The 26,619-nt window shown below is 64.8% G+C and carries 20 protein-coding genes and 1 pseudogene; 10 read left to right on the top strand and 11 right to left on the bottom strand.

Going from position 1 to position 26,619, the window contains the following annotated elements:
- Positions 1–8: 8 nt before the first annotated feature.
- Together DM373_RS25810 and DM373_RS25805 are read left to right on the top strand one after the other, a co-directional pair.
- The gene (locus DM373_RS25810; protein ID WP_244215136.1) at positions 9–4,673 is read left to right on the top strand and encodes an RHS repeat-associated core domain-containing protein; all 4,665 of its coding nucleotides are present in this window, start codon (positions 9–11) and stop codon (positions 4,671–4,673) included.
- Positions 4,673–5,815, top strand: a complete 1,143-nt coding sequence (locus DM373_RS25805) for an ankyrin repeat domain-containing protein (RefSeq protein WP_110996248.1) — start codon at positions 4,673–4,675, stop codon at positions 5,813–5,815. Before DM373_RS25810 ends, DM373_RS25805 begins: the two co-directional genes overlap by 1 nt.
- A 216-nt stretch (positions 5,816–6,031) precedes the next feature.
- On the opposite strand, the gene DM373_RS25800 is transcribed toward DM373_RS25805, so the two are convergent.
- A complete protein-coding gene (locus tag DM373_RS25800; protein ID WP_110996247.1) occupies positions 6,032–6,511 on the bottom strand; it encodes a GNAT family N-acetyltransferase in 480 nt (159 codons plus the stop codon).
- A 176-nt stretch (positions 6,512–6,687) separates the two neighbouring features.
- Here DM373_RS25800 and DM373_RS25795 point away from each other — a divergent pair, with 176 nt between their 5' ends.
- The 5 genes from DM373_RS25795 to DM373_RS25775 all read left to right on the top strand — a co-directional run bounded on the left by DM373_RS25795 (position 6,688) and on the right by DM373_RS25775 (position 11,830).
- Positions 6,688–7,308, top strand: coding sequence for a LysE family translocator (locus DM373_RS25795; protein WP_110996246.1), 621 nt, complete (start codon positions 6,688–6,690; stop codon positions 7,306–7,308).
- A gap of 22 nt (positions 7,309–7,330) precedes the next feature.
- Positions 7,331–8,203 carry an alpha/beta fold hydrolase gene (locus DM373_RS25790; RefSeq protein WP_110996245.1) on the top strand — a complete coding sequence of 291 codons (873 nt, stop codon included), beginning with the start codon at positions 7,331–7,333 and terminating at the stop codon, positions 8,201–8,203.
- A gap of 158 nt (positions 8,204–8,361) precedes the next feature.
- Positions 8,362–9,474, top strand: coding sequence for an HlyD family secretion protein (locus DM373_RS25785; RefSeq protein ID WP_110996244.1), 1,113 nt, complete (start codon positions 8,362–8,364; stop codon positions 9,472–9,474).
- Positions 9,471–10,979 carry an MDR family MFS transporter gene (locus DM373_RS25780; protein ID WP_110996243.1) on the top strand — a complete coding sequence of 503 codons (1,509 nt, stop codon included), beginning with the start codon at positions 9,471–9,473 and terminating at the stop codon, positions 10,977–10,979. The genes DM373_RS25785 and DM373_RS25780 overlap by 4 nt, the downstream gene beginning before the upstream one ends.
- 89 nt (positions 10,980–11,068) lie before the next feature.
- Positions 11,069–11,830, top strand: coding sequence for an AraC family transcriptional regulator (locus tag DM373_RS25775; RefSeq protein ID WP_110996242.1), 762 nt, complete (start codon positions 11,069–11,071; stop codon positions 11,828–11,830).
- Here the strand turns inward: DM373_RS25775 and DM373_RS25770 are convergent.
- The 6 genes from DM373_RS25770 to DM373_RS25740 form a co-directional block, all read right to left on the bottom strand.
- A complete protein-coding gene (locus DM373_RS25770) occupies positions 11,827–12,690 on the bottom strand; it encodes a CAP domain-containing protein (protein WP_110996241.1) in 864 nt (287 codons plus the stop codon). The genes DM373_RS25775 and DM373_RS25770 overlap by 4 nt on opposite strands.
- Positions 12,691–12,865: 175 nt before the next feature.
- On the bottom strand, positions 12,866–13,477 hold the full coding sequence (locus DM373_RS25765) for a cell wall hydrolase (protein WP_110996240.1): 612 nt from the start codon (positions 13,475–13,477) through the stop codon (positions 12,866–12,868).
- Between the two features lie 48 nt (positions 13,478–13,525).
- On the bottom strand, positions 13,526–14,443 hold the full coding sequence (locus DM373_RS25760) for an AEC family transporter (protein ID WP_110996239.1): 918 nt from the start codon (positions 14,441–14,443) through the stop codon (positions 13,526–13,528).
- Positions 14,444–14,784: 341 nt separating this feature from the next.
- On the bottom strand, positions 14,785–15,648 hold the full coding sequence (locus tag DM373_RS25750; protein ID WP_110996238.1) for a LysR family transcriptional regulator: 864 nt from the start codon (positions 15,646–15,648) through the stop codon (positions 14,785–14,787).
- A gap of 58 nt (positions 15,649–15,706) precedes the next feature.
- Positions 15,707–16,555: an ABC transporter permease gene (locus DM373_RS25745; protein WP_110996237.1), complete on the bottom strand. Its 849-nt coding sequence runs from the start codon at positions 16,553–16,555 to the stop codon at positions 15,707–15,709.
- The gene (locus DM373_RS25740) at positions 16,552–17,568 is read right to left on the bottom strand and encodes an ABC transporter substrate-binding protein (RefSeq protein ID WP_110996236.1); all 1,017 of its coding nucleotides are present in this window, start codon (positions 17,566–17,568) and stop codon (positions 16,552–16,554) included. The genes DM373_RS25745 and DM373_RS25740 overlap by 4 nt, the downstream gene beginning before the upstream one ends.
- Before the next feature lie 96 nt (positions 17,569–17,664).
- On the opposite strand from DM373_RS25740, the gene DM373_RS25735 reads away from it, so the two are divergent.
- Together DM373_RS25735 and DM373_RS25730 are read left to right on the top strand one after the other, a co-directional pair.
- Complete coding sequence (locus DM373_RS25735) at positions 17,665–17,880, top strand: hypothetical protein (protein WP_208642831.1); 216 nt, start codon at positions 17,665–17,667, stop codon at positions 17,878–17,880.
- A 115-nt stretch (positions 17,881–17,995) separates the two neighbouring features.
- Entirely contained in the window at positions 17,996–19,582 is a 1,587-nt protein-coding gene (locus DM373_RS25730; RefSeq protein ID WP_110996235.1) for a glucan 1,4-alpha-maltotetraohydrolase domain-containing protein, read from the top strand.
- Positions 19,583–19,699: 117 nt separating this feature from the next.
- On the opposite strand, the gene DM373_RS29850 is transcribed toward DM373_RS25730, so the two are convergent.
- Positions 19,700–20,455, bottom strand: coding sequence for a methyl-accepting chemotaxis protein (locus tag DM373_RS29850; protein WP_371923751.1), 756 nt, complete (start codon positions 20,453–20,455; stop codon positions 19,700–19,702).
- A gap of 102 nt (positions 20,456–20,557) precedes the next feature.
- Positions 20,558–21,523 (bottom strand): annotated as a pseudogene (locus DM373_RS29845) (methyl-accepting chemotaxis protein); the annotation flags it as partial.
- A gap of 584 nt (positions 21,524–22,107) precedes the next feature.
- On the opposite strand from DM373_RS29845, the gene DM373_RS25720 reads away from it, so the two are divergent.
- Positions 22,108–23,427, top strand: a complete 1,320-nt coding sequence (locus DM373_RS25720; RefSeq protein ID WP_110996233.1) for a Na+/H+ antiporter family protein — start codon at positions 22,108–22,110, stop codon at positions 23,425–23,427.
- Between the two features lie 222 nt (positions 23,428–23,649).
- Here DM373_RS25720 and DM373_RS25715 read toward each other — a convergent pair whose 3' ends face one another.
- Entirely contained in the window at positions 23,650–24,648 is a 999-nt protein-coding gene (locus tag DM373_RS25715; protein ID WP_110996232.1) for a FecR family protein, read from the bottom strand.
- A gap of 160 nt (positions 24,649–24,808) precedes the next feature.
- Complete coding sequence (locus tag DM373_RS25710) at positions 24,809–26,578, bottom strand: acyl-CoA dehydrogenase C-terminal domain-containing protein (RefSeq protein ID WP_110996231.1); 1,770 nt, start codon at positions 26,576–26,578, stop codon at positions 24,809–24,811.
- Between the last annotated feature and the right edge of the window lie 41 nt (positions 26,579–26,619).

Here is a 26,619-nt window from a genome sequence, read left to right as displayed (position 1 = left end):
TTGATGTCATGACCGCCGATACTTCTGAAAAATCACGTCCAGCCCAGGCGGCGGTCGTCCCCCTCGACCAGATCGGCATGGCCGACGTCAGCCGCGGCGCCGCCGTGTTCGATGCCTGGCTGCGCGAGATCAGCGGCGGGTACGTCAACCTCGAACGGCTCAAGGACACCGCCGAGGTGTTGCCGGTGATCGGCAACATCATCGCCCTGGTGGATGCGGTGGGCGATATCGTCAGCCTGGCCAGTGCCAAGGAGCCCGACCCGTGGGACTGGGTGAGCCTGGGCATTAACCTCATCGGTGTGATCCCAGCCCCGCCGACCATGGCTGCCGCGCGCAAAGGGCTGCGGCCGATGCTGACCTTGGCTCGCCAGGAGGGCAAGGAGATCCTCGGCGACGCGCTGGTCGAGATCATCGTCGGCCACCTCAACGCTGACCTGCTCGGTGAGCTGGACACCTTCCTGGTCGACGCCCAGGGCCAGCTCGACAGCATCCTCGGCGATGCCGCCAAGACCGGCGAGAGGCTGATCCTCAACACCGCCGATGCCATCGACGCGATCATCCTCGGCAAGCTCGACAGCAAGGGCGACCTGGACAAGGCCACGCAGATGGCGCAGAAGGTCAGCGAGACCTGGAAGTCCGACCCGTCGGTGGCCTTCGAGAACGCCTTTGGCGCGCTGAGCAATGCCTACTCGGCCATGGGCAAGGGCGCAGCCAACACGCTGCTGAGCAACGCCGTGCCCACGTCGGTGCAGAACGACGTGCTCAAGAGCACCCAGCAGTTCCGCAAGCTCGCGCCGCAGATGAGCGGCAAACTGATGAGCCTGGCCAACGCGGACAACAAGGACTCGATCAAGAGCCTGCTGGTGATGCTGCATGACAGCAGTACGAAGTGGCACCACCGCAATCCCAAGGCTATGCCCACGGTGGTCAAGCAGGACAAAGTCGCCGAGGCCAAGCACCAGTCAGCGGAGGGGCGGAACGAGTCAATCAAGAACCAGACGCCGGCGGAAAGCGCGCCGAACTGCTGCAAGAACAAAGCGCTCTGCAATACCAACAACCAAATCAGCTTCGCCCTCGGCAGCGAAACGCTGTCGCATACCGATTTCAACTTGCCCGGACCTTTCCCGGTCGAATGGACACGAACCTACAATTCCCGGCTGGACAAGCTGGATGAGGGGATCCTCGGCGCCCGCTGGATCACCGAGTTCACCACTTGCATCGATGTACTCGACAAGGGCGTGGTGTTCCATGACTACGACGGCCGCAGCCATAGCTACCCGCTGCCCAAGCAGGGCAAACCGCACCATGACGCGGTGGAGTACTTCACCCTGGTGCGTACCGGCGAACAGCAACTGGTGCTGCTGCGTGGCCTGGACCGTCGCGAGACCTACGCCCGTCATGGCGACCGTTTCTACCTGACGCATATCCAACTGCGCAGCGGCGCGGGGGCGATGCTGCACTATGAACACCGTCACCACGACCGGCCGATCCTGTCGGACATCAATACCTATCAGGATGACGACCCGACCAAAGTCCACCTGCAACTGGGTACGTTGCTCGATGACCACGGCCACCTCCAAGGCCTGTGGCAGGTGGTCGATGGCAAGCCGCTGCGTCAGCTCTGTGCTTACCATTACGACGACCAGGGCGATCTGATCGCTGCCCAGGACGAACACGGTGCGGCCTGGCGCTACGCCTACCAGAATCACCTGATCACCCGTTACACCGACAGGACTGACCGTGGCTTCAACCTCGAATGGGACGGCAGCGGTCCGCACGCCAAGGCCATCCGCGAATGGGCCGACGATGGCAGCTATGAAACGCGTCTGGAATGGGATGAGCGCATCCGCCTGACCTACGTCACTGATGCCCATGGCCAGGAGACCTGGCACTACTACGATCAGCAGGGTTACACCTACCGCATCAAGTACCCGGACGGTCAGGATGAATGGCTGTTCCGTGATGTGCGCAAGAACGTCATCCGCCACGTTCACCCCGACGGCAGCCAGGACCGCTATGCCTACGATGAGCGCAGCAACCTACTCAAGCATATCCGCCCGGATCACAGCGTTGAGCATTACGCCTACGATGATCAAGACCAACTGATCAAGATCCGCGACGCCGAGGGTGGCTTGTGGCTACATGACTATGACGAGCGCGGCAACCTGGTCGAAACGGTTGATCCGCTGGGCAACAAGACCGAGTTCGCCTACACCCCGGCCGGGTTGGTCAAGGCGATCAAGGACGCGCTGGGTAACGAGAAGAAGGTTGCCTACAACGACGCAGGTCAACTGCTCGAATACACCGACTGCTCCGGCAAGACCAGCCTGTGGACGTATAACGCCTTTGGCCAGTTGGCTGAGTTCGCCGATGCTGCCGGTAACAAGACCGTCTATGAGTACACGGCAGGGCAACTGGCCAAGGTCATAAATCCAGACAAGACCGAGGAACGCTTCAACTACGATGCCGAAGGCCGCTTGCTCGCCCATGTCGACGCCCTCGACCGTTGCACTACCTGGACTTACAGCGTCGCTGGCTTGCTCGCCGAGCGCGTCGATGCCAACGAGCACACTTTGCGCTACCGCTGGGACAAGCTCGGCCGCTTGACCCGCCTGGAAAACGAAAACGAGAGCAAGGCCGACTTCCTCTACGACCCTGTCGGGCGCTTGCTGCAAGAAACCGGTTTCGATGGTTTGGTGACTCGTTACCAATACGACCCGTACAGCGGTCGGTTGGCGAGCACCCAGGTTGGTCAGCGGCGCATAGAACTGCGTTTCGACCGCATGGGGCGCCTGGCCGAGCGCACCGCCTGCCTGGGCGACCAGAGCCAGACAGAAACCTTTGCCTATGATCGCAATGGCCAGCTGATCCAGGCGGTGAACGCCGCCAGTAAGCTGCAATGGTTTTTCGACGAGGCCGGTAACCTGACCCGCGAGCACCAGCACTACTTGGCCACTGGCACACCGATGGTCGCGGTGTGGCAGCACGAGTACGACGTCCTTAACCAGCGGGTGTCGACCATTCGCCCAGACGGCCACAAGGTCAGCTGGCTGACCTATGGCAGCGGGCATCTCCTCGGCATGACCCTCGACCAGCACGAGATGCTGGCCTACGAGCGCGACGACCTGCACCGCGAGGTGGTGCGCCACCAGGGCAACAAGCTGATGCAGACTCAGGCCTGGGACCCGGCCGGCCGTTTGCAGGAGCAACTGCTGGGTAGCCATGACGGCCAGTCCACGTTGCTCAAGCGTCAGTACCGCTACGATGCCGCCGGCCAACTGACCAATATCCACGACAGCCGCCGTGGCCAACTGGAGTATCAGTACGACCCGGTCGGCCGCCTGTTGCAGGCCACTAGCCGTCTTGGCGTGGAGACTTTCGCCTTCGACCCGGCGGGTAACCTGCTGGATCAGAAAACCCAGGAGCTGAACCGCCCTCTGGAAGCGGACCCGCGTCGCAACAAGCTGATGGACAACCTGCTGCGCGAGTACGCCGGGACCCACTACAAATACGACGAACGCGGCAACCTGATCCACCAACTGCACAACGGCGCCCGCGCCCACTTCACCTGGGACCTGTTCGACCGTCTGGCCAGCTACAACGACGATAAGCTCAAGGTCGACTACAGCTACGACGCCCTGGGCCGTCGCCTGCACAAACATTCGGTGGCGCATTTCTGGGATCGCCCGGAAGCGGGGACCGGCTGGAACCAGCTGGAGCGGGCGAAACGCCAGCGTGAACTCAGCTGCGGTTTCACCCTGTTTGGCTGGGATGGCGACACCCTGGCCTGGGAAAGCTCACCGCCTCTCGATGAAGGCGACACCGGGCGCACGGTGCATTACCTGTATGAACCGGACAGCTTCGTGCCGGTGGCTCAGGCCTTGCGCAACAGCCCGATCCGCCTGCACAAGCAGCCGGATTGGAGCCAGCGCGAATACGATTTCGATCATGATCCGCTGTGGCACACCGAGGTGAAGCCGCAGGCGTTCGACGCCATTGCCTGGTATCAGTGCGACCACCTCGGTACGCCGGTGGAACTGACCGATGAGCATGGCAATATCGCCTGGGCAGGGCAGTACAACGCCTGGGGTGTGGTTCGAGAAGAGCGTTCGGAATGGGCCAAACAGCATGGCCTGAGCAACCCGATCCGCTTCCAGGGGCAATACCATGACCATGAGACGGGGCTGCATTACAATCGATACCGCTATTTTGACCCAAGGGTCGGCCGATTCATAAGTGAGGACCCGATCAGTTATGCTGGCGGCCTCAATCTGTTTGCTTATGCTCCGAACCCCATCGAGTGGATAGACCCGTTGGGGCTTGCAATTTGCCGACTGAGTGCGGCGGACAAAAAGAAAATGGGCCATGCGCCTAAGAGTATGAAAAACCCTCACCGTCATCATATTGTTCGGGAAAATGCACCACGTAACTGGAAGCAGAAAAATCGAGATTACATACTTAAATCGCAGGCTATCATGGTTAAGCATAATATTGACGTAAATACCGATCTGCGTAACTTTACTTGGGCGCGTAACGGAGGTAAAACCCATAACGTCGAGTCCGCCAGGAGAGTTTATATGCGACTACAGAGGGCCGATGCCAAAGGCCTGAGTGCGGTGGAGAAAGAATTGAAACGAATGGGATTGGAATACCAGCAAGGGACTTTCATCTAATGGACGACTGGCAGCGGCTTTACGAGAAACACGAAACAAAACTGGACCAACTTTACGACGACGTTGAGGAAGGTAGGCCAGAAGGGCTGCTTGCCTTCGCGCAAGAGTATCCGGATCTGCTTGCATTATCTCGGTATGGCGATGTGACAGAAGAAAGCTTGCTACACATGGCTGCTCGAGCGGGGCAAACCGAGGTCTGCCAGCTGTTGCTTGAGTTGGGGTTGGAGCCGAACCGGGTATACATTAGGGCGGGGTATAGTACTGCTTTGGAACTGGCGGCCGGTGAAGGCCATCTGGAAACCTGTGCATGTCTCCTAAACGCGGGGGCTGCGGTCGATGGTCTGCCACTGAGTGTTTGCACTCCTTTGTATGCCGCCGCCCTGTCAGGGCATGAACATGTGGTTGCGCTTCTTCTGACAAAAGGAGCTGAAATCAATCGTCTGCACTTACGATATAACGACAGCGCTTTAGATGCTGCCCGGGGATGGAATCAGCAGGCCGTCGCTAGGCAACTGGAGGCCCGGGGTGGACGCAGCATCTCGGACGTTGATGTTGCCGATGCAGAAGGCGCCGGGCAGTCTATTGTTACGTTTGTGCACAATACCGCGGGCTGGGTTTTGCCGGCGGTATTTAGTCCCTCCATTGAGGTGCCTGATACGTCATTACATATCAGCTTGCTCAACGGTAAGGTTGACTACAAGCTGCTTTTTACTGCCGGACTTTATAATAAAGTGCCGATGACAGAATTGTTCATCTGCTTGCCGGGTGACTGGCCTCTTCCCCGCAAGGAGTGGCCGGCACAGGGGCCGTGGCGTTTCCCTGTGCAGATGTTGGAGCGTCTTGGAATACAGACGCTTGAGTGCGAGCCGCTTCAGGAGGGGTGCCTGTTGCTGAGAAGTGAACCGGCCTATGCAGATTTATCCTGGCCTGAATCAGTAGATGCTCTTTTAGTTGTGGATAAACCCTGGAATAAAGAGGGAGATCAAGAAGATATTCCTGAAGATGAAAAAGTGAATCTATTTATACTGGCTCCTGTTAAATTTACGGCCAAAGGTGAACCTAGTGGTAAAGCATTGACTGCATTGGTCGAGCGCAAGCGCATGGCAAGTTGGAAAGCGCTGGCCCTGGACGCTGGCTGTTGAAAAGTTACTAGGCTTTGTACGAAAAGTGCCTGCGCGACGGTCATGCTGCGTTGAAAACAGGCCGGTGCGCCAGTCCGGTCGGAATGCTCATTGACAACCCGTAAAGTCGAGCGTGACTCCGGTCGAACGCGACCTCGGCCGTTCCTCGCCTGTTTTCGCCTTGCCTGATCGCCGCTCGGCGACTTTTCGTACAAACCCTAAGACCCTGGGGGCGTTTCAGCCCTCGGCGAAATGGCGAAGGCGCTCGCCGTCCAGGCGATAGCGAATCCACTCATCCTGCGGTTCGGCGCCCAGCGACTGGTAAAAGCCGATCGCCGGCTCGTTCCAGTCCAGCACGCTCCATTCAAGACGCCCGCAGTTGTTCGCCAGTGCTTCCCGGGCAATGTGGCGCAACAGCGTGCGCCCGGCGCCGTCACCGCGTTGCTGCGGGGTGACGTACAGGTCTTCGAGGTAGATGCCGTTGCGCCCCAGCCAGGTGGAGTAGCTGTAGAAGTACACGGCAAAACCGATGGCCTGGCCCTCGCGCTCGCAGATCAGGCTGCGCACAGTGCTGCCTGGGTCGAACAGGCTGTGCTCGATATCGGCCAGGCTGGCCACCACTTCGTGGCGGGCGCGCTCGTAGTCGGCCAGCTCGGTGATGAAGGCGAGGATTTGCGCGGCGTCACTGCGTACGGCAGGGCGAATGGTCAGGCTCATGGTCGGGCTTCCTTGTGTGTGGGCTGGCGTCATCGTACTGGGCCGAGGGCATAGAAGCGACATGACCAGTTCAGTAGAGTGTATTCATGCAATTTTACCTAACTGTACCGGTCGGTAGTCGCACCGCTCCGCTACTGTGTGGCGACACATAACGAGAAACCCGGAAGTCTGCCGCCATGCTTGCCTCGCTCGATCTGCTCAGCGCCTTCGTGCTGTTCGCCTTCGTTTCCTCCATCACCCCCGGCCCCAACAACACCATGTTGCTGGCCTCGGGGGTCAACTTCGGGGTGCGCCGCAGCATCCCCCATGCGCTGGGCATCAGCATCGGTTTCATGGTGATGGTGCTGGCGGTGGGCCTGGGGCTGGGCGAGGTGTTCAAGGCCTGGCCGCCGTTGTACAGCATCCTGCGCTACGCTGGCGCGGCCTATCTGCTGTACCTGGCGTGGAAGATCGCCACCTCCGGGCCGATGTCCGGTGATACTGCCGGCAGCCGCAAGCCGCTGGGTTTCTGGGGCGCAGCAGCCTTCCAGTGGGTCAACCCCAAGGCCTGGGTGATGGCGGTGGGGGCGATCACCACCTACACCCCAGCCCAGGGCTACGTATTCAATGTGATCGTCATCGCCGCCGTGTTCGGCCTGGTCAACCTGCCCAGTGTCGGGGTCTGGGTGATGTTCGGCAGCGCCTTGCGCAACTTGTTGCGCAATCCGCGTGCGGTGGTGCTGTTCAATGTCCTGATGGCCGTGCTGCTGGTGATTTCGCTGTATCCGCTGTTGTTTGTAGAATCGTCGTTTTCCTAGAACCGACGAGTGCAGTAAATAGATGGAGTTGATTCCCTGGTCCCATGAATGCGCCGAAGGCTTCACCCTGCGCGGCTGGCGCATGCCGCCCAGTGGCCGGCCATTGCTGCATTTCCTGCACGGTAACGGCTTCTGCTGCCTGGCCTACCAGCCCATGCTGCTGCGCCTGGCGGAGCACTTCGACCTGTGGCTGAGCGATGTGCAGGGCCATGGCGACAGTGATCACGGCGGCAACTTCGTTGGCTGGAACCGTGCGGCGGCGCTGGCGGTGGAAGCGTTCGAGGCGGGGCGCGGCGAGTACGGCGATGTGCCTCGCTTTGCCGTCGGCCACAGTTTCGGCGGGGTGCTCACCGGCCTGATCCTGGCCGGCCAGCCGCAGCTGTTCCTGCGCGCGGTGCTGCTCGACCCGGTGCTGTTCAGCCGGCGCATGCTGGGGGTGATGGGCGCTGCCGCGTTGGTCGGCCTGCACCGGCGCCACGCCTTGGCACGCAAGGCCGCGACCCGCCGCAGCCACTGGCCGGACCGTCAGGCCGCGCTGGCCGCGCTGCAGGGGCGCGGTATCTTCAAGGGCTGGAGCGAAACCGCGCTGCACGCCTATGTGGAGCATGCCATCGGCGATTGCGGCGAAGGCGTGGTGCTCAAGTGCAGGCCCAGCCGCGAGGTGGAAATCTTCAGTTCGTTCCCTGCGCGCATGTGGCAGCAACTGGTGGCCATCCACACACCCACGCGCATCCTCTACGGTGAACACACCTATCCGTTCGTGCCCCACTCGGTACAGCGTCTGGCCAGGCTGAACAGCCAGGTGAGTGCGCAGCAGGTGGCGGGTGGGCATTGTTTCATGCAGGAAGATCCGGCGATGGCGGCAGAGCAGATCGTGGCGTTTCTAGGGGGCTGATGGCCGGCTTGTCGCGGGGCAAGTCTCAGCGGCGCAGCGCCGCTCCCACGCGTTCGGCAATGCTGTCCATTTTGCGACGATAGGTTGCCGATTCGCGTGCGAACGACAAGCGCGGATTCCTTACGCTGGCGCTCCCCCAAAACGGATGGAGCCCAATCATGAACCAGGCGGTCAGCCCAGACCCACAACACGTCCTCGAACGGCAGCACCGGCGGCAACGCTGGCTGCGCCTGGGCCTGTGCGGCGGTCTGGGGCTGGCGCTACTCGGCTACGGCGCGTACTGGTGGCTGGACGCACGTTTTCTGCAGCAGACCGACGACGCCTATGTGCGCGCCGACTGGGCGCCGGTCAGTGCCCGGGTCAGCGGCTACGTGGCCGACGTGCTGGTGGCCGACAACGCGCAGGTCAAGGCCGGCGATCTGCTGGTGCGCCTGGACCCGCGCGATTTTCGCGAGCGCCTGCGCCAGGCGCAAGCACGCCTGGCGGTGAGCGAGGCGGCGGTGCAGGTGCAGCGCATGCGCCTGCACACCTTCGCCGCTGAACAGGACGAGCAGGTACAGGTGATCGCCCGTGCCGCCGCCGAACAGCTCGGTAGCCGCGGCGAAGCCCAGCGCGCCGAGGCCGACTGGCGGCGTTACCAGCGCCTGGCCGCGTCCCAGGCGGTCAGTGTGCAACGCACCGAGCAGGCCCGCGCCACGCGTATCCAGGCCAGCGCGCTGCAGCGTGCGGCCGCTGCCGAGCTGGCCCGGCAGCATGCGCGCAAGGTCGTGCTGGCCCAGCAGGGCCGACAGTTGCAGGCCGAATTGCAGCAGCGCCAGGCCGACCTGGAACAGGCCCGCGCCGAAGCTGCCCTGGCCCGTAGCGCACTGGCCGATACCGAGATCCGCGCGCCTTTCGATGGCGTGGTCGGCCAGCGCAAGGTGCGCCAGCAGCAGTACGTCACCCCTGGCCTGCCACTGTTGGCGGTGGTGCCGGTGGCGCAGGCCTATGTGGTGGCCAACTTCAAGGAAACCCAGCTGGCGCGGCTGCGCCCCGGGCAGGTGGTCAGCCTCGAAATCGATACTTTCGGCCAGCGCTGGCGCGGCACCGTCGACAGTGTTTCGCCTGGTTCGGGCGCGGTGTTCGCGCTGCTGCCACCGGACAATGCCACCGGTAACTTCACCAAGATCGTCCAGCGCTTCCCGGTGCGCATACAGCTTGAGCCGTCGCCTGGCGACGCCCCCCGGCTGCTGCCGGGCATGTCGGTGATCGCCACGGTGGATACCCGATGAACGCTGAAGAAAAGGTTTCCCTGCGCGCTTGGGTGGCGGTCGTCGGTGGCCTGTTCGGCTGTTTCATGGCTGGCATGAACGTACATGTCACCAGCGCCGCGTTGCCGGAAATCGAGGGGGCGCTGGGGGCCAGCTTCGAGGAAGGTTCGTGGATTTCCACCGCCTACCTGGTGGCCGAGATCAGCATGATCCCGCTGACCGCCTGGCTGGTGCAGGTGTTTTCGCTGCGCCGGGTGATGCTGGTGGGCTCCATGGTGTTCCTGGCCAGCTCGGTCAGCTGCGCCCTGGCCCCAAGCCTTGCGGCAATGATCAGCTTGCGGGTGATCCAGGGGGCCTCCGGCGCGGTGCTGATCCCGCTGTCGATGCAACTGATCATCACCGAACTGCCGGCCAGCCGCCTGCCCCTGGGCATGGCGCTGTTCAGCCTGGCCAACAGCGTGGCCCAGGCTGCCGGGCCGTCGATCGGCGGCTGGCTCACCGACCTGTACTCCTGGCGCTGGATCTTCCTGTTGCAATTGCCGCCGGGTATCGCCCTGCTGGCGGCGGTGGCCTGGTCGATCAGGCGTCAGGCCGGTGACCATGGCGCGTTGCGCAAGGCCGACTGGCTCGGCATCGCCGCCATGGCACTGGGTCTGGGCGCGCTGCAGATCGTGTTGGAGGAGGGGGGGCGCAAGGATTGGTTCGATTCGCCCTTCATCATCACCTTCAGCCTGGTCGCCGGGTTTGCGTTGGCGTTTTTCATCCAGCGCCAGCTGTGGGGCGCGCGTCCGTTCATCAACCTGCGGCTGTTGGGCGGCTACAACTTCGGCGTCGCCAGCCTGGCCATGGCGGTGTTCGGTGCGGCGACCTTCGGCCTGGTGTTCCTGGTGCCCAACTACCTGTCGCTGGTGCAGGGCTACAGCGCCAGCGAAGTCGGCAAGAGCCTGATCGCCTATGGCCTGGTGCAGCTTCTGCTGGCGCCGCTGCTGCCGCGCCTGATGCGCTGGCTCAATGCCAAGCTGCTGGTGGCCAGCGGTTTCGCCATCATGGCCCTGGGCTGCTGGCTGGGCGCGCAACTGACGGTGGACGCGGGCAGCAATGTGATCATTCCCTCCACCGTGGTGCGCGGTATCGGCCAGCCGCTGATCATGGTGGCGTTGTCGGTACTGGCGGTCAAAGGCCTGGACAAGGCCCAGGCCGGCTCGGCCTCGGCGTTGATCTCGATGCTGCGCAACCTCGGTGGTGCCTTGGGCACGGCCTTGTTGACGCAACTGGTGTCGCAGCGCGAACGCTTCCACTCGGTGCGCATCGGCGAAGGGCTGACGCTGTTCGACGGCGCGTTGCAGCAGCGGCTGCCGGGCGGGATGGTCGACCCGCAGTCGCCCGAGGTGATGCAGACCCTGGCGCTGATCGACCGCAGCGTGCGCGAGCAGGCGTACCTGATGGCATACTCGGATGCGTTCTTCCTGGCTTGCGTGGCGTTGCTGGGGTGCGCGCTGGCGGCGTTGCTGTTGCGCAGTCGTTGATAGCTCGTTTACCCATCGCACTGCGTGCGCCACTTCATGCAAGCCAGTGAAATTCCCCTATGGACATCCCCCGACAGCGGAACACCCCCATGCCCCGCCCGATCATCCTCCCGCTCGCCGAGAACTACCGCCACGGCGAGCACATCGCTGCGCATTGCCACGACCGCGCGCAGCTGATCCACGCCATCAGCGGCGTGATCACGGTCACTGCCCAGGAGGGCAGCTGGGTGGTGCCGCCCGGGCGTGGGGTGTGGGTGCCGGCGACGAGCGAGCATGAGTTGAGGATGGCCGGCGCGGTGCGCATGCGCACCCTGTTCGTCGACGCTGATGCGCGTCCGGACCTGCCGCGCCAGTGCCAGGTGATCGAAATCTCGCCGCTGCTGCGCGAGCTGATCATCCGGGCCATGGACATAGCGCCCGATCACCCGCCCCATGGGTGCGAAGCGCGGATCATGCAACTGATCCTCGACGAGATCCGCGTGTTGCCGGTGGCCGCGCTGCATGTGCCCAGCCCACGCTCGCCGGCCTTGCAGGCGCTGTGCGAGGCGCTGCGGCTGGCCCCGGCAGAGGACTGGAGCCTGGCCCGGGCAGCGGCGCACAGTGGGCTCAATGCCCGCACCCTGACCCGCGCCTTCCAGCGCGAGACGGGCCTGAGCCTGGTGCAGTGGCTGCGGCGCATGCGCCTGCTGGCCGGGCTGGATGCGCTGGCGGCCGGGCATTCGGTGCTGGAGGTGGCGCTGGACCAGGGCTACGACAGCCCCAGCGCGTTCACCGCGATGTTCCGGCGCACGCTGGGGGTTTCGCCGACGGTCTACTTTGGCCGAGACGGCAAGGCGGGCTGGCCGATCTAGTCTTTTTGCGGCGCACCGAACAACCCGGTCCAGTAGATCCCCGCATCGCTTTTCGGGTCGACCGCGTAGGCCGCGCCCAGGTCGCGGAAGTCCGGGTTCATCAGGGTGGAGCAATGCCCGGGGCTGGCCAGCCAGCCATCGACCACCTTGCGTGCGGTATCGCTCCCGGCGGCGATGTTCTCGCCAATCTGCTGGTAGCTGTAGCCGGCCAGTTCGGCGCGGTCGCCCGGGGTGCGGTCGTCTTGGTCGATGTGATCGAAGAAGTTCTGGTTGGCCATGTTGCGCGAGTGGTTGGCGGCGACGCCGGCCAGCACCGTGTTCCAGCTCAAGGCGGGTGCGGCGGGGAAGGGCTGGCCACCGCACTGGCGTGGTACGCCGCGTGCGGCGTTGATCGCCTGCAACAGCTTCTGCCCCTCGGCCTGCCAGTCGCCCAGGCGCCCGCTGAGCAGCGGCCGGGCGAGCACGATGCGCCAGTCGCGGCCCTCCTGGCTGACGCCGATGTCGATGAACTGCGGGTCGAGCACCACTTGGCAGAAGCTCTCTTCGATGGCCTTCATCGCCGCTTTAGCATCGCGCGGCCCGGACAGGCTGATGGCCTGCACGTTGACCATGGGGTAGGCGGCGCGGCTCATGGCCTGCTGCAAGTCGCGGGTGCCTTCGGGCGAAAGCGCCAGGCGGGTGTCGCTATTGAGCGGCGGCAACTCCAGCGAGGCCCCGCCGCCACAGTGCTGGGGCTGGCTGCGGTAGACGTTGATCGTTTCGATCAGTTGCGCTTCTTCGCCGCTGATGGCCTGGGCGCCGGTCGAGGCGAGCAGGCCCAGCGACAGGCCGAAGAAGCAGGCAACGGATGGGACGCGCATGTGGATCTCCCTGTACTGGCAGCGTCTGCTTGTGCGCTGCCCATCCTACACAAGCGCAGGGCTTTTGGCCCAGCGATGTGCAGGGCTGTGAACCCTTGGTCATTCGATGTGGTGCGGTGCAAGGGTGGGTAGACCGCCTGCCTGCGCAAAAGTGCAATCCATGAGCGCCGCGCCCTCAACGCGCGAGCGCCTGGTTCGGCTTGTAGAACAGGAAATGGGTGGTTTGTGCCGTCTTGCGGTAAGTCTTGGCCCAGTCGGGATGCACGGTGCGGTCATGGAAGTACAGCGCACCGTCCGTAGGGTCCTTGAGCTGCTGGTTCAGGGCTTTGCGCGCGATCTCCTTGGCCACCGCGTAACGTTCCTCTTCTTCCACCTGGTCGGGGCGCCCGTCGCACCACCAGGAGAACTGGCAGCTCTTGCTCTCCACCCCTTGCTTGACCACGGCGCAGATGGTGTTGGGGAAACCGTCATGGCCCAGGCGGTTGAGCACCACGCTGGCCACCGCGCTCATGTCCTCGCTGTCGGCGCCCTTGGCTTCCCAGTAGATGGTGCGGGCCAGGCAGGTGATGCTGTCGTCCATCGGGGCTTGGCCGGCCGGGTCGACCGCCTGCACTTCGGTGGGGGTGATGGTTTCGGCTTTTTTCGGTGGCGGCGCGTCCTCCACCACCTTTTCCTCCAGCACTTGCGCCTTGTCTTCGGCGACGGCGGCCTTCTGGCTGTCGGCGGCGGTGAGCGGGCCTGCAAGCAGGGTCAGCGACAAGCCGAACAGCATCCACGAAAGGCGCATGGTCGAGGTTCCGAGTGGTGGGGCTGATCACAGTCTAGCCGGGCGGATTCAACTCAGCGTCAGGCTCAGCACCAGCGGCAGGGTGAGGGCGGCGGCCATGGTCTGCAGGGCGATGATGGTGGCCATCAGCGGGGCGTTGCCGCCCATCTGCCGGGCCATCACATAGGACGACGAGGCGGTCGGCAGGGCCTGGAACAGCACCGCCACCACCGCCGCCTGGCCGCCGAGGCCGAGCAGCCGGCACAGGCCCCAGGTGGTCAGCGGCATGACCAGGAACTTGAACAGCGAGGCCGCCAGCAACGGCTTCACCTGCTGGCCCAGGTGGGCGCCGCCAAGGGCCGCGCCGACGCACAGCAGGCCCAGCGGCAGGGCGGCCTGGCCGAGCGCCTTGACGGTCGGCTCCAGCCCCGCCGGCAAACCCAGGCCACTCACCCGCAGCAGCAGGCCACCGGCGCAGCCGACGATCAAAGGGTTGGCGAAGATCGCCTTGAGCACCGTGGCCGGCGAGCTGTGGCGGGCGCTGAACCGAGCAAATACCAGCACACAGAGCAGGTTCACCAGCGGTACGATGGCGGCGTTGGCCACCGCCGCCAGGGCGATCCCGGCACTGCCGTAGATCCCGGCGGCCAAGGTGGCGCCAATGTAGTTGTTGAAGCGCACGCCGCCCTGGAACACCGAGGTGAAGTCGGCGCCGTCATGGCTGGCTGCACCCTGGTACAGCACCAGGAGCAGGGCGCCGAGCAGCGTCGAGAGCATCAGTACGCCGACCATGCCCAGTACCGGCACGCCGTCGAGGTTGGCGGTGGCCAGGCCGTGCAAGAACAGCGACGGCAGCAGCACGTAGTAGCTCAGGCGCTCGGCGCCGGGCCAGAAGGTTTCGGCGAGAAAGCCGCGCACCCGCAGCCAGGTGCCCAGGGCGATAAGCAGGATGATCGGGACGAGGGTGGTCAGCAGCAGGTGGAGCATGGTCGGCAATCCGTGGTCGGGTACCGGCACAGGGTAGCGGAGGGGAGTGAGCAGAAAAAACGTTGTTTTCTGCAGTGACTGTTGAGAAAAACTGCATCAATCCTTACGGCGTGGGAGCTATTCCGCGAGCTCTGTGGGAGCGGGTTCACCCGCGAACACGGGCATAGCCCGTGCCAGGCACCGAGGTGTCATCTTCGCGGGTAAATCGCGGCGGCGAACCGCCGCTCCCACAGGTACTGTGCAATCCTGGGGAATGCATGACCCCTGTGGGAGCGGGCTTGCCCCGCGATTGACTCGCACGGGGCCTGGCACGATCAAGGGGCAAGCCCATTACGCCTCGCTCAAACCTCCAGGGCTGTCTTCAACACCGCACTCAAATGCCGCCGCTGGCTCTTTTCATGCTCCAGCAACACCACGCGCCGGGTCAGCTGTGGTTCGCCAAACGGCTGCACACTGGCCGGCGGGAGGCGTTCGAGGTCGTCGTCGCTCATGGGGATGATCGCCACCCCCAGGCCCATGGCCGCCATGCGTGCCAGGGCCTCCTGGCTGTCCAGTTCCATCTGCTCGCTGACCTGCAGGCGCTGGCGGCGCAGTTCCTGTTCGATCTGCCGGCCAGCCCAGGCGCGCTTGTCGAAGCGCAGGAACGGCTGGCTGGCGAGCAGCGCCGGCACGCTTTGCCCAGCAAGCTCGGGGCTGGCGATGGCCCAGAAGCGGTCCTCGAACAGCGGGGTGAACTGCAGGCTCTGCGGGTAGGGGCTGACCGGCTCGGTGGTGATCGCCGCATCCAGTTCGCCGTCTTCGACGCGTCGGGCCAGCTCTGCCGACATGCCCGAGACCACGCTGATATGCAGCTGCGGATGGTGCGCCTTGATCCACACCAAGGCCCGCGGCAGGCGCCGTGCCAGAACGGTGTGGATCGCGCCGATGCGCAGGCGGCCACGCAGGCTGGGGCCGCTGGCGAGAGTGTCGGCCAGTTCGTCATAGGCGCCGAGGATGCTCTCGGCACGGGCCACGGCCAGTTGCCCGGCCTCGGTCAGCACGACTTGCCGGCGGCTGCGGTCGAACAGGGTGACCTGCAGTTCGTCTTCCAGGGTCTTGATGTGCAGGCTCACCGCCGAGGGCGTGAGGCTGAGCAGGTCGGCGGCGCGGGCGAAGGTGCCGTGGCGGGCGATGGTCACCAGGGTGCGCAGGGCTTTGAGGGACACGCGGGAACTCCGGGGGTACAGGGCAATGAGCAGAGGGCACGATACTGCAATAGCGGCCTCAACGCCCAGCGCGCCCATACGCCTGACTGATCCGGTCGATCACCATCGCCAGGGCGACGATCGCCAGGCCCGCCTCGACGCCCTGGCCGACGTTCAGCGTCTGGATGCCGGCCAGCACGTCCTCGCCCAGCCCGCGGGCGCCGATCATCGAGGCCACCACCACCATCGACAGCGCCATCATCACCGACTGGTTGAGCCCGGCCATGATGCTCGGCAGCGCCAGCGGCAGGGCGATGCGCCGCAAGCGCTGCCAGCGGCCGGCGCCCAGGCCGTGGGCGGCCTGCAGCAATGACGGGTCGATCTGTGCCAGGCCCAGCTGGGTCAGGCGCACCAGCGGCGGCAGGGCGTAGATCAGGGTGGCGAACACCGCCGGCACCTTGCCCAGGCCGAACAGCATCAACACCGGGATCAGGTAGACGAAGGCGGGCAGGGTCTGCATGACGTCGAGCACCGGCAGCAGCAGGCGCCGGGCCAGCGGGCGGGTAGCCAGCAGGATGCCCAGCGGCACGCCGATCAGCACGCACAGGCCGGTGCTCACCAGTACCAGGGCGAGGGTCTGCAGCAGCTTGTCCCACAGCCCCAGCACGCCGATCAGCGCCAGCAGCCCGGACAGGGCCACGGCGCGCAGCAGGCTGCGGCTGGCGTGCCAGGCCAGCAGCCCGACCAGCAGCAACAGCAGCCACCAGGGCAGCAGGCGCAGCAGGCTTTCCAGGCCGACCAGCAGTTGCAGCAACTGCTCGGAGACGCCGCGCAACTGGTCGCCGTAGTGCAGCACCAGCCAGTCGACCAGGCGGTTGACCGAGGGCGCGAAGGAGTATTGCAGGGCTTCGGGGAAGCCGCCGCTCACAGGCCGGCCCCGACCTTGGCGGCCTTGTCGGCGGGCAGCCAGGCCTTCCATACCTCGGGGTGTTCGCGCAGGAAGGTGAGGGCCGCCTCAGCTGGTTTCTGGCGGGTTTCGCTCATGTGGGCGAGTGTTTTGTTCAGGGTGTCGATGGGCAGCTCGACTTTTTCGAACACGGCCACCAGGTCGGGGTACTGGTCATGGAAGGCCTTGGAGACGCCGATCGACAACTTGGCCGGCAGCGAGCGGCTGCCTTGCGGGTTGGGGTTGTTGGCATCGGTGAGGGTGGCCCAGGCCGCCGCATCGAATGCCGGTTCTTCCAGGCGCACGAGTTCATAACGGCCGATCAGCGGGGTGGGGCTCCAGTAGTAGAACAGCACCGGCTGGCCGCGGCGGATCGCCGAGGCGATCTCGGCGTCGAGGGCTGCGCCGGTGCCGCTGCGAAAGTTGTTGTACAGGGTGTCCAGGCCATAGGCCTTGAGCTTCTGGCTGTTGACTGTTTCGGAGGTCCAGCCGCTGGGGCTGTTGAGGAAACGGCCTTTGTCGGGCACTTCGGGGTCGCGAAACACCTGCGGGTAGCGCTTGAGGTCGGCAACATTGCGCAGGTCCGGGGCCAACGGCTTCAGGCCACGTGAGGGGTCGCCTTTTATCACGTAGGCCGGCACCCACCAGCCTTCCTCGGCGTTCTTCACCGTATCGCCCAATGCGAACACCTGGCCGGCCTGCTCGGCCTTGACCCAGGCGGGGCTGCGCCCGGCCCATTCCTCGGCGATCACCTGCAGGTCGTTGCGTGCCAGTGCCACTTCCATGCTCACCGAGGTGCCGGGCAGGGTGTCGGTTGGGTAGCCGTAACCACGTTCGACGATCAGCCGCAGGATCTCGGTGGTGAGTGCGCCGCTTTCCCAACCGATGGCGCCGAAGTGGATCGGGGCCGCGCGTTCGGTCGAAGCGGCGGAGTCGGCGGTGGCCAGGCCGAAGGCCAGGAGCAGACCGGCCATCAGGACAGGGAGCTTGTTCATCGACGCCTCTGGGTGTCTGACTCGGGTGCGGGCAAGTGTAGACGAGCCCTCTATGCGGGTGCGTCCTGCGCGACGCCCTTGGTGGCGGGGGCTCTGGTGCTGATCCAGTCGTATGCCATCGAGCAGCATCACATCTACCTGGACGGCGAGCAGATGCACCTGCTGGTCTCGGCCTCGGGTTATCAGGACGCAACGCTGCCGGACAGCGATGTGCTTCCCACGGGGCATCGGCCAGACGTGCATGGCGCGCTGGTATTGCTCGACCGCCTGCTCGGCGGTGGCCGTTTCCATTCGCCAAGGGATGAGCTGTGAGCCATGCGCAGTCTTGAGGCGGCTGACCTGTCATTTCTGCCAGTAGTGCAACGGGTGCACTTTCCCTAGGCTCGGAGGTGATCGAGCTGGCGTGCAGACACGCCGGGAGGTGCACATGGCTATCAAGGGCGTCATCCGCGTCGTCGGTATGGCTTGGCTCGCCGCCAACCTGGTAGTTGCTGCGCAGGCGGATGTGCGCAACGGCTCGGGGCGGGAGATCCTGTTGCAGGGCTTTCACTGGAACTCCAGCCGCGAACCCGCGCCGGGCTGGTACGCCAGGCTCGAAGGGCAAGCCCGGCAGATCGCCGAGGATGGCTTCACCCTGATCTGGATGCCGCCGCCGTGGCGGGATGACTCGCAATGGTCGGACCCGCAGAAGGGGACATCCGGCGGTGGGGAAGGGTACTTCTGGCGTGACTTCGACAAGAACAGCCGGTACGGCACGGATGCGCAGTTGAAGCAGGCCGCCAAGGCCTTGCGGGCTTCGGGCGTCAAGGTCGTGTATGACGTGGTGCCCAACCACAAGGCCGGTAGCTGCGACAGCCTGGGAGCGGGCGGCCAAGGCAAACCTGAGCAGTGGTGCAAGGCCGCTGCCGGAAAGGATGATGGCGATCCCTTCATGGCCGGGGACGCCGACCTGAACCTTGCCGATGACGAAGTCGTCGGGGCCTTCGACAGAGCGTTCACGGACCTGCGTGACAACTACTACGCCGATGGCTTGCGTTTCGACTATGTCAGAGGCTACAGCGCCGAGCATGTCATGCACTGGATGGGCGTTTTCGGTGATAACCGTTTTTGCGTCGGCGAGCTGTGGAAGGAGCCCAACGGCCAGGACCTGCTCAAGTCCTGGTCCGACGCCTCGGGCTGCGCGGTATTCGATTTTGCCCTCAAGGACCGGATGCAGAACGGTGGCCTGAGCGATTGGCGTGATGGGCTCAACGGTAACCCCATGGCCTCATGGCGGGCAGCTGCCGTGACCTTCGTCGACAACCATGACACAGGTTACTCGCCGGGCCTGTATGCCGGTCAGCACCATTGGGCACTGGCCGAGGAGCGTCGCGACCAGGCATATGCCTACATCCTCAGTACACCGGGTACTCCAACCGTCTATTGGCCGGACATGTATGCCTGGCCGCGAGGCGCGCTGATCCGGGAACTGATCCGGCAGCGCCTGCGGGCAGGCATCCGCGCGGATTCGCCCGTGTCTTTCTCGCCTCGGGACGATGGCCGGCTGATCAGCCTTACGCAGGGGGACAAGGGCAGTTTGCTGCTGGCGCTGGGTGAGGAACTGGATGCGGTGCCTCCAGGGTTCGAACGCGTGCAGCAGATCAAGGAAACCAGCGATCCCCAGCAAGGCGCGTCGCAGCAGCGCGTCATCAGGCTCTGGTACACGGCAGACCGGCAACCGTGGCGCATCGTCGCGTTCTCCTGCAACAACGGCAAGACCGCAGTGGGTGAGAGTGTCTACGTGGTAGGCAGCAGCCCTGAGCTGGGGGGCTGGGACCCGGGCAAGGCGGTGCGCCTGACCAATACGCTGCGATACCCGGACTGGAAGGGACATGCCCTCGTTTCCGGGACGGGCCGGATCGAATGGAAGTGCATCGTTCGCAGCGAACAGGTTCCGAATGACGTGAAGCGCTGGCAGGAGGGCATCAACAACGGCCTGGAAGCGGGCGCTGTAGAAGGGGTGGGGACACTCTAGCCGAGGGGGCCGTGGCGCTGCTCGATACCATTCTGGCCAGTGGCCAAACTGGAAAGGTTGAGTTGTAGCATGGAACCGGCCTGCGGGCGCAGCAAGGTGCGCCCGCACACCTTGGGCTTACACCCGGAATTGATCCATCAACCCCTGCTGCTGGTTGGCCAGGCTGTTCAGCGACTGGCTGACCCGTGCCGATTCGTTGGCCTGGCCCGACAGCGACTCGGTGACGTCGCGGATGGTAGCGACGTTGCTGTTGATCTCTTCGGCCACCGCGCTCTGCTCTTCGGCAGCGCTGGCGATCTGCAGGTTCATGTCGGTGATCACCGTCACCGCCTGGCCGATGCGCTGCAAGGCGGTGGCCGCCTGGCCGACCTGCTCGACACCGCCCTGGGCCTGGCGGTGGCTGCTGTTCATGGCGCCGACCACATCGCGGGTACCGGCCTGTAGCGCCTCGATCACCTGGCGGGTCTCTTCCACCGACTCCTGGGTGCGGCGGGCGAGGTTGCGCACTTCATCGGCGACCACCGCAAAACCACGCCCGGCTTCACCGGCACGGGCCGCTTCGATGGCGGCGTTGAGCGCCAGCAGGTTGGTCTGCTCGGCGATCGAGCGGATCACTTCCAGTACCGAACCGATCTTCTCGCTGTTCTGCGCCAGGCCTTCGACTTCGGCCATGGCGCTGCTCATGTCGGCGGCCAGGGTGTCGATGCTGGTGGTGGTGCGGTCGATCACCGCCAGGCCTTCGCGGGTGGCCTGATCGGCGTCGCGGGCGGCCTGGGCGGCCTGGGCCGCGCTGCGGGCGACGTCCTGGGCGGTGGCGCTCATCTCGTGGGAGGCGGTGGCCACCTGGTCCACCTGGCGGTACTGCTGCTCCATGCCGGCGCTGGTCTGCGTAGCGATGGCCGCAGACTGGTCGGCGGTGCCGCGGGCGGCCTGCACCGAGCGCTTCACTTCGGCGATGGTCGGTTGCAGCTTGTCGAGGAAGCGGTTGAACCAGCCGGCCAGCTCGCCCAGCTCGTCGCGCTTGTCGTATTGCAGGCGGCGGGTCAGGTCGCCTTCGCCGCTGGCGATGTCCTTGAGCATGGCGGCCACGCCGAGGATCGGCTTGGTCACGGTGCGGGCCATCAGCCACACCAGCAGCAGGCCGGCGATGGCGGCGGCCAGGCCCAGGCCCAGTTCCAGCAGGGTGCCGCTGGTGTTGAGGGCGTCGAGCTCCTGCTTGAGCGTTTCGGCCGGGCCGGTCAGGGCGCTTTCCGGTACGTCCAGCAGCACGCCCCACGGCTTGCCACCGGGGATCGGCTCGAAGGCGGCCAGCACTTTCAGGCGCTGCGCACCATGCAGGATCTGCAACTTGCCTTCGGCCAGCTTGCGCACCAGCTCAGCGCCTTGCGCGGTGTCGACCTGGTCCAGGCGCTGGGCCAGCTTGCCGGCATCGGCGCTGTAGCCGGCCAGCAAGCCGACCGGGCTGAGGATGCCGACCGTGGTGCGGCCTTCGTACAGGCCACGGCTGGCCGACTCGCTCAGGGCCTGCAGGCTGTTGAGGTTGATGTCGATGGACAGGGTGGCGATCACCTTGCCGTTGCTCTTGAGCGGGAACACGATGCTGGTCATCAGCACGCGCTGGCCGTCGATGTCGTAGAAGTAAGGCTCGACCACGCACACCGCGCCGGTGCTGCGTGGGCATACCCACCAGGTGTTGGCCGGCTGGCCGCTGGGGCCGACTTCGGTGTTGGCCATGTCGTGCTCGGGCAGTGCCATCGAGGTCAGCTGGCCAGCGCGCGGTTGCGACCAGTACAGGGCGAAGCGGCCGGTCTCGTTGCTGCCCAGTTCCGCCTGGCCGGCGAACAGCTTGTCCTTGCCGTCCAGTGCGCCGGGCTCGAACACCAGCGACAGGCCGAGCAGGTCAGGGTTGGCCTGCAGCGCGGCACGCACCTGGGCGGTCATGTCCTGGCGCAGGTCGTAGGCGTCGAGGAAACGTTTTTCCGCCTGTTCGCGCAGGAACAGCACCTGGCGGGCAAAACCAGCGCCGTACTGGTAGGCGTCCATGAACTGGCGGCGGATGTTCAGGGCCTGCACTTCACCTTGCGATTCGATGCGCGACTGCGCCGCTTCGCTGAGCATGTGCATGCTGCTGGCCTTGACCAGGTCGGAACTGTGGTCCATGCGGTACAGCGAAAGGCCGACCAGCAGGGTGACGATACTGGCCAGGCACAGGCCGGCCAGCAGGGTGATCTTCCATTGGATGGAGAGTTGTCGCAGCGCAGGCATGGGGGCAAATCCCTTCTAATAGGTTTGATGCTGCATGCTGTGTCGGCGGCGTAGGATTTTTCTTTATTCAAACGTTCAATTTAATCCTCCGACCTTCGTCTATATCCGACAAGGTGCGCGGAGCAGACGCTTTTGACTTCTGCCTGGCGGTGCTTCAGAGTGTGCGCCCTTCATAACAACATCCCTGGTCCGGCCACTGCCTGCGCGCAGCTGTCGCCGGAACGCTCGCTTTTTGTCTGTCGTAAAGAGGTTTGCACACCATGAATGCAGTGATTGCCGCGGTCGGGCTCATGCTGATCCTGAGCCTGTCCCGCGTGCATGTGGTCATCGCGCTGATCATCGGCGCCCTGGCCGGTGGCCTGGTCGGTGGCCTGGGTATCGAGGGCACGCTCAAGGCCTTCAACGGTGGCCTGGGTGGCGGTGCCACGGTGGCGTTGTCGTATGCGCTGCTCGGCGCCTTCGCCGTGGCCATCGCCAAGTCGGGCCTGGCCCATGCCCTGGCCGATCGCGCCCTGGCGATGATCGACCGCCAGGGGCATGCCGATGGCGGCAAGGTCAAATGGCTGCTGATCGGGCTGATGCTGGTGGTGGCGGTTTCGTCGCAGAACATCCTGCCGATTCACATCGCCTTCATTCCGTTGCTGGTGCCACCGCTTTTATATGTACTGACGCGCCTGCGCATCGACCGCCGGCTGATCGCTTGTGTGATCACCTTCGGCCTGATCACCCCGTACATGTTCCTGCCGGTGGGCTTTGGCAACATCTTCCTCAATGAGATCCTGCTGGCCAACGTCGCCCGCGCGGGCGTGGACGTGAGCGGGGTCAATGTCACCCACGCCATGGCCATCCCGGCGGCTGGCATGCTCGCTGGCCTGCTGCTGGCAGTGTTCTTCAGCTATCGCAAGAAGCGCGACTACGACCTGGCGCGTATCGAAGAGGTCGAGCAGGTCAGCGTCCAATACAACCCGCTGACCCTGGTGGTCGCCGGTGTGGCGATTGGTGCGGCATTCGTCATCCAGCTGTGGCTGGACTCGATGATCATCGGGGCGATGGTGGGTTTTTTGATTTTCTCGCTGTCGGGCATCGTGCGCTGGAAGGACACCGACGATCTGTTCACCGAGGGCATGAAGATGATGGCGATGATCGGCTTCATCATGATCGCCGCCTCCGGCTTTGCCGATGTGATGAAGGCCACCGGTGAAGTGAAGACCCTGGTCGAGACCTCGGCGCAGTGGATCGACCACAGCAAGGGCGTCGGCGCGTTGCTGATGCTGCTGGTGGGGTTGCTGGTGACCATGGGCATCGGTTCGTCGTTCTCCACCGTGCCGATCCTGGCGGCGATCTTCGTGCCGCTGTGCGTGCAACTGGGCTTCGACCCGCTGGCCACAGTGTGCATCGTCGGTACCGCCGGGGCCCTGGGCGATGCGGGTTCGCCGGCCTCGGATTCAACCTTGGGGCCGACCTCGGGGTTGAACGTGGATGGCCAGCACCACCATATCTGGGACACCGTGGTGCCGACGTTCATCCATTACAACCTGCCGTTGCTGGCGTTTGGCTGGTTGGCGGCGATGACGCTTTGACGTGCGTTTGATCAGAGGGTAGGGCTGCTCGGCGGCCCTTTCGCCGGCGTAGCCGACTCTCACCTCCAGCGCGTCGACCTTGAGCCTTGTGCTGTACCTGTGGGAGCCGGCTTGCCGGCGATCACCGGCGTAGCCGGTGGCCAGAACGCGCTGCCTGCATCGCCGGCAAGCCGGCTCCCACTAGAATCGCGCATGTTCAAGGAGCCGGGTTAGACGCCTCCCTCAGCCGCGGCTTGGCGGCGGGGTGATGCGGTTGAGGACGGTGCTGCCGTCCTTGCTGCGGGTGAGGTACACCGGCAGCACCTTGGGCAGGGTGTCGACCAGGCGCGCCACTTCGCGGGTGTTGTAGACGCCGCTGATGCGGATCCTGGCGGTGCTGTCGTCGGCCAGGCGCAGTGGCTTGTCGAGGTAGCGGTTGATCACCGGCAGGGCCTGGGCCAGGCTCAGGTTGTCCAGCACCAGCTTGCCACTGCGCCAGGCCAGGCTGTTGCCCGAGTCGTCGCTCTGGCTCAGCTGCGGTTCGAAATCACCAGTGTGGTAGCTGGCCTGCATGCCCGGGCCAAGCCGGTAGCCACCGGCGTTGCCATCGTTGCTGACCAGCACCGAGCCCTCCACCAGCGTCACCTTGACCTGGTCTTCATACTTCCACACGTTGAACTGGGTACCGGTGACCCGGGTCTGGCCGTTGCCGGCACGGACGATGAAGGGGTGGCTGCTATCGTGCACGACCTTGAAGAACGCCTCGCCCTTGATCAGGGTAACGCGGCGTTCGTCCTTGTAGTTCAGGTAGCGCAGTTCGCTGTGCAGGTTGAGTTCGACGCTGCTGCCGTCGCTCAGGCGCACCTGGCGCAGCTGGTCGGTAGTTTCGACATGCTGGTAGCCGTTGGGCAGCCAGCCTTGTTCCCAGCCCACCCAGCCGGCCAGGGGCAGGGCGAGCAGGGCAATGGCCGCCGCCGAGGCCAATGGCCGCCAATTACGGGCCGCGGCCTGCCGGGGTTTGAGCGCCACCACCTGGGCGCTGCGCGGCAGCAGGTCGGCGGTCTGCCAGATCTCCAGCATCGCCTGGTATTCCTGCGCGTGCCGCAGGTCGGCCGCCAGCCACTGGCTGAACGCTGCCTGTTCCGCCGCCGTGCAGTCTTCGGCGTGCAGGCGCATGCACCAATGCGCGGCGGCGTCGGTGATGGCATCGTCTTCGCTGGGGGTGAGGCGGTCCTGATTCATTACGGCTCCCGGTTTTGCGGGCATTCTACCCTTGGCGGAGGGCTTCCGAGAACGTGTTAATGGCGAATGACTATCAATTGTAGGAAATTTCGTAGTAGTTGCGCATGGCTCGTATCTGCTTTCAGCCCATCGCGGGGCAGATCCGCGATGGGCCGAGCTTTCAGAACTGCTCTGCCGCCATCCCATACAGGCTGGTGCTGCCGGCTCGAATGCTGGCTTCCAGGGCCAGGCCACGTGGCAACACGCGCTGGAAGTAGAACGCCGCGCAGTCGAGCTTGGCGCCATGGAAGGCCGGGTCCTGCGCCTGGCGGGCCTGCGCCACGTTGGCCATGCGCGCCCACATATAGGCATAGGCGGTCAAGCCGAACAGGTGCAGGTACTCCACCGCCGAGGCGCTGACCAGGTTGGCGTCCGTGCAGGCCTGTGCCTGCAGCCACTGGCTGACGCGCTCCAGGCGCACCAGTGCCTCCAGCAGCGCCTCGCGATGCAGCGCGGCGTCCACGCAAAAGGCGCGGATCTCGGCCACCAGACCAGCCAGGGCCTGGCCACCGTCGCCCAGCACCTTGCGCCCGAGCAGGTCGAGGGCCTGGATACCGTTGGTGCCCTCATAGATTTGTGCGATGCGCACGTCGCGCACGCGCTGCTCCTGGCCCCATTCGCGGATGTAACCGTGGCCGCCAAACACTTGCTGGCCCAGCACACAGCTTTCCAGGCCGTTGTCGGTGAAGAATGCCTTGGCCACTGGCGTCAGCAGGGCCACCTGGCGCTGGGCACGCTCGCGCTCGCCGGCATCCTCGGCGTAGCGGGCGATGTCCAGCTGTTGCCCGACGTACACGGCGAAGGCGCGGCCGCCCTCGGTAAGGGTGCGCATGGTCAGCAGCATGCGCCGCACATCGCCGTGCACGATGATCGGGTCGGCGCTGCGCGTGGGGGCGTCGCTGCCGCTGGCTGCGCGGCTTTGCAGGCGCTCGTTGGCGTAGCGTGCGGCGGCCTGGTACGAGGCCTCGGCGCAACCGATGCCCTGCAGGCCGATGGACAGCCGCTCGTAGTTCATCATGGTGAACATCGCCGCCAGGCCTTTGTTCGCCTCGCCAACCAGATGCCCCTCGGCCTGGTCGAAGTTCATCACGCAGGTGGCCGAGGCCTTGATGCCCATCTTGTGCTCGATCGACCCGCAGTGGGCGCCGTTGCGCGCGCCCAGGCTGCCATCGGCTGCGACTTGGTATTTCGGCACCAGGAACAGTGAGATGCCCTTGGCGCCGGCCGGTGCGTCGGGCAGGCGCGCCAGCACCAGGTGGACGATGTTCTCGGTGAGGTCCTGCTCGCCACCGGTGATGAAGATCTTGCTGCCGCTCAGCTGATAACTGCCATCGGCCTGGGGTTCGGCACGGGTGCGGATCAGCCCCAGGTCGGTGCCGGCGTGGGGCTCGGTCAGGCACATGGTGCCGGCCCAGCGGCCTTGGTACAGCGCTGGCAGGTAAGTGGCCTTGAGCTGTTCGCTGGCGTGGGCGTCGATGGCCAGGCAACTGCCGGCGGTGAGCGCGGAATATAGGCTGAAGCTGCTGTCGGCGGCGTACAGCATCTCTTCGAACAGCACCCCGAGCATTTTCGGCATGCCCATGCCGCCGTGCTCGGGGTTACCGCCCAGGCCGACCCAGCCGCCCTCGCGGTAGGTGCGCCAGGCTTCCCGGAAACCGTCGGGGGTGCGCACTTCACCGTTGGCGAACTGCACGCCCTGTTCGTCGCCGGTGCGGCTGAGCGGGGCGATCAGCTGGCCGGTGAGGCGGGCGGCTTCTTCGAGGATGGCGTCGGCGGTGTCGGCGTCGAGCCGCTCGGCCAGGGCGGGCAGGCGTGCCCATAGGGCAGGGCCTTGGAACACTTCGTGGAGGACGAAGTGCATGTCGCGCAGAGGGGCGGTGTAGTCGGTCATCTGGGGCTCGTGAACTGGCAGGAAATCGGGGAGGGTCGTTA

The organism is Pseudomonas sichuanensis (assembly GCF_003231305.1).
In the GTDB taxonomy this organism is placed as follows: domain Bacteria; phylum Pseudomonadota; class Gammaproteobacteria; order Pseudomonadales; family Pseudomonadaceae; genus Aquipseudomonas; species Aquipseudomonas sichuanensis.
The sequence above is the reverse complement of the archived record's forward strand: the minus strand, read 5'-3'. Positions and strand labels throughout refer to the sequence as shown.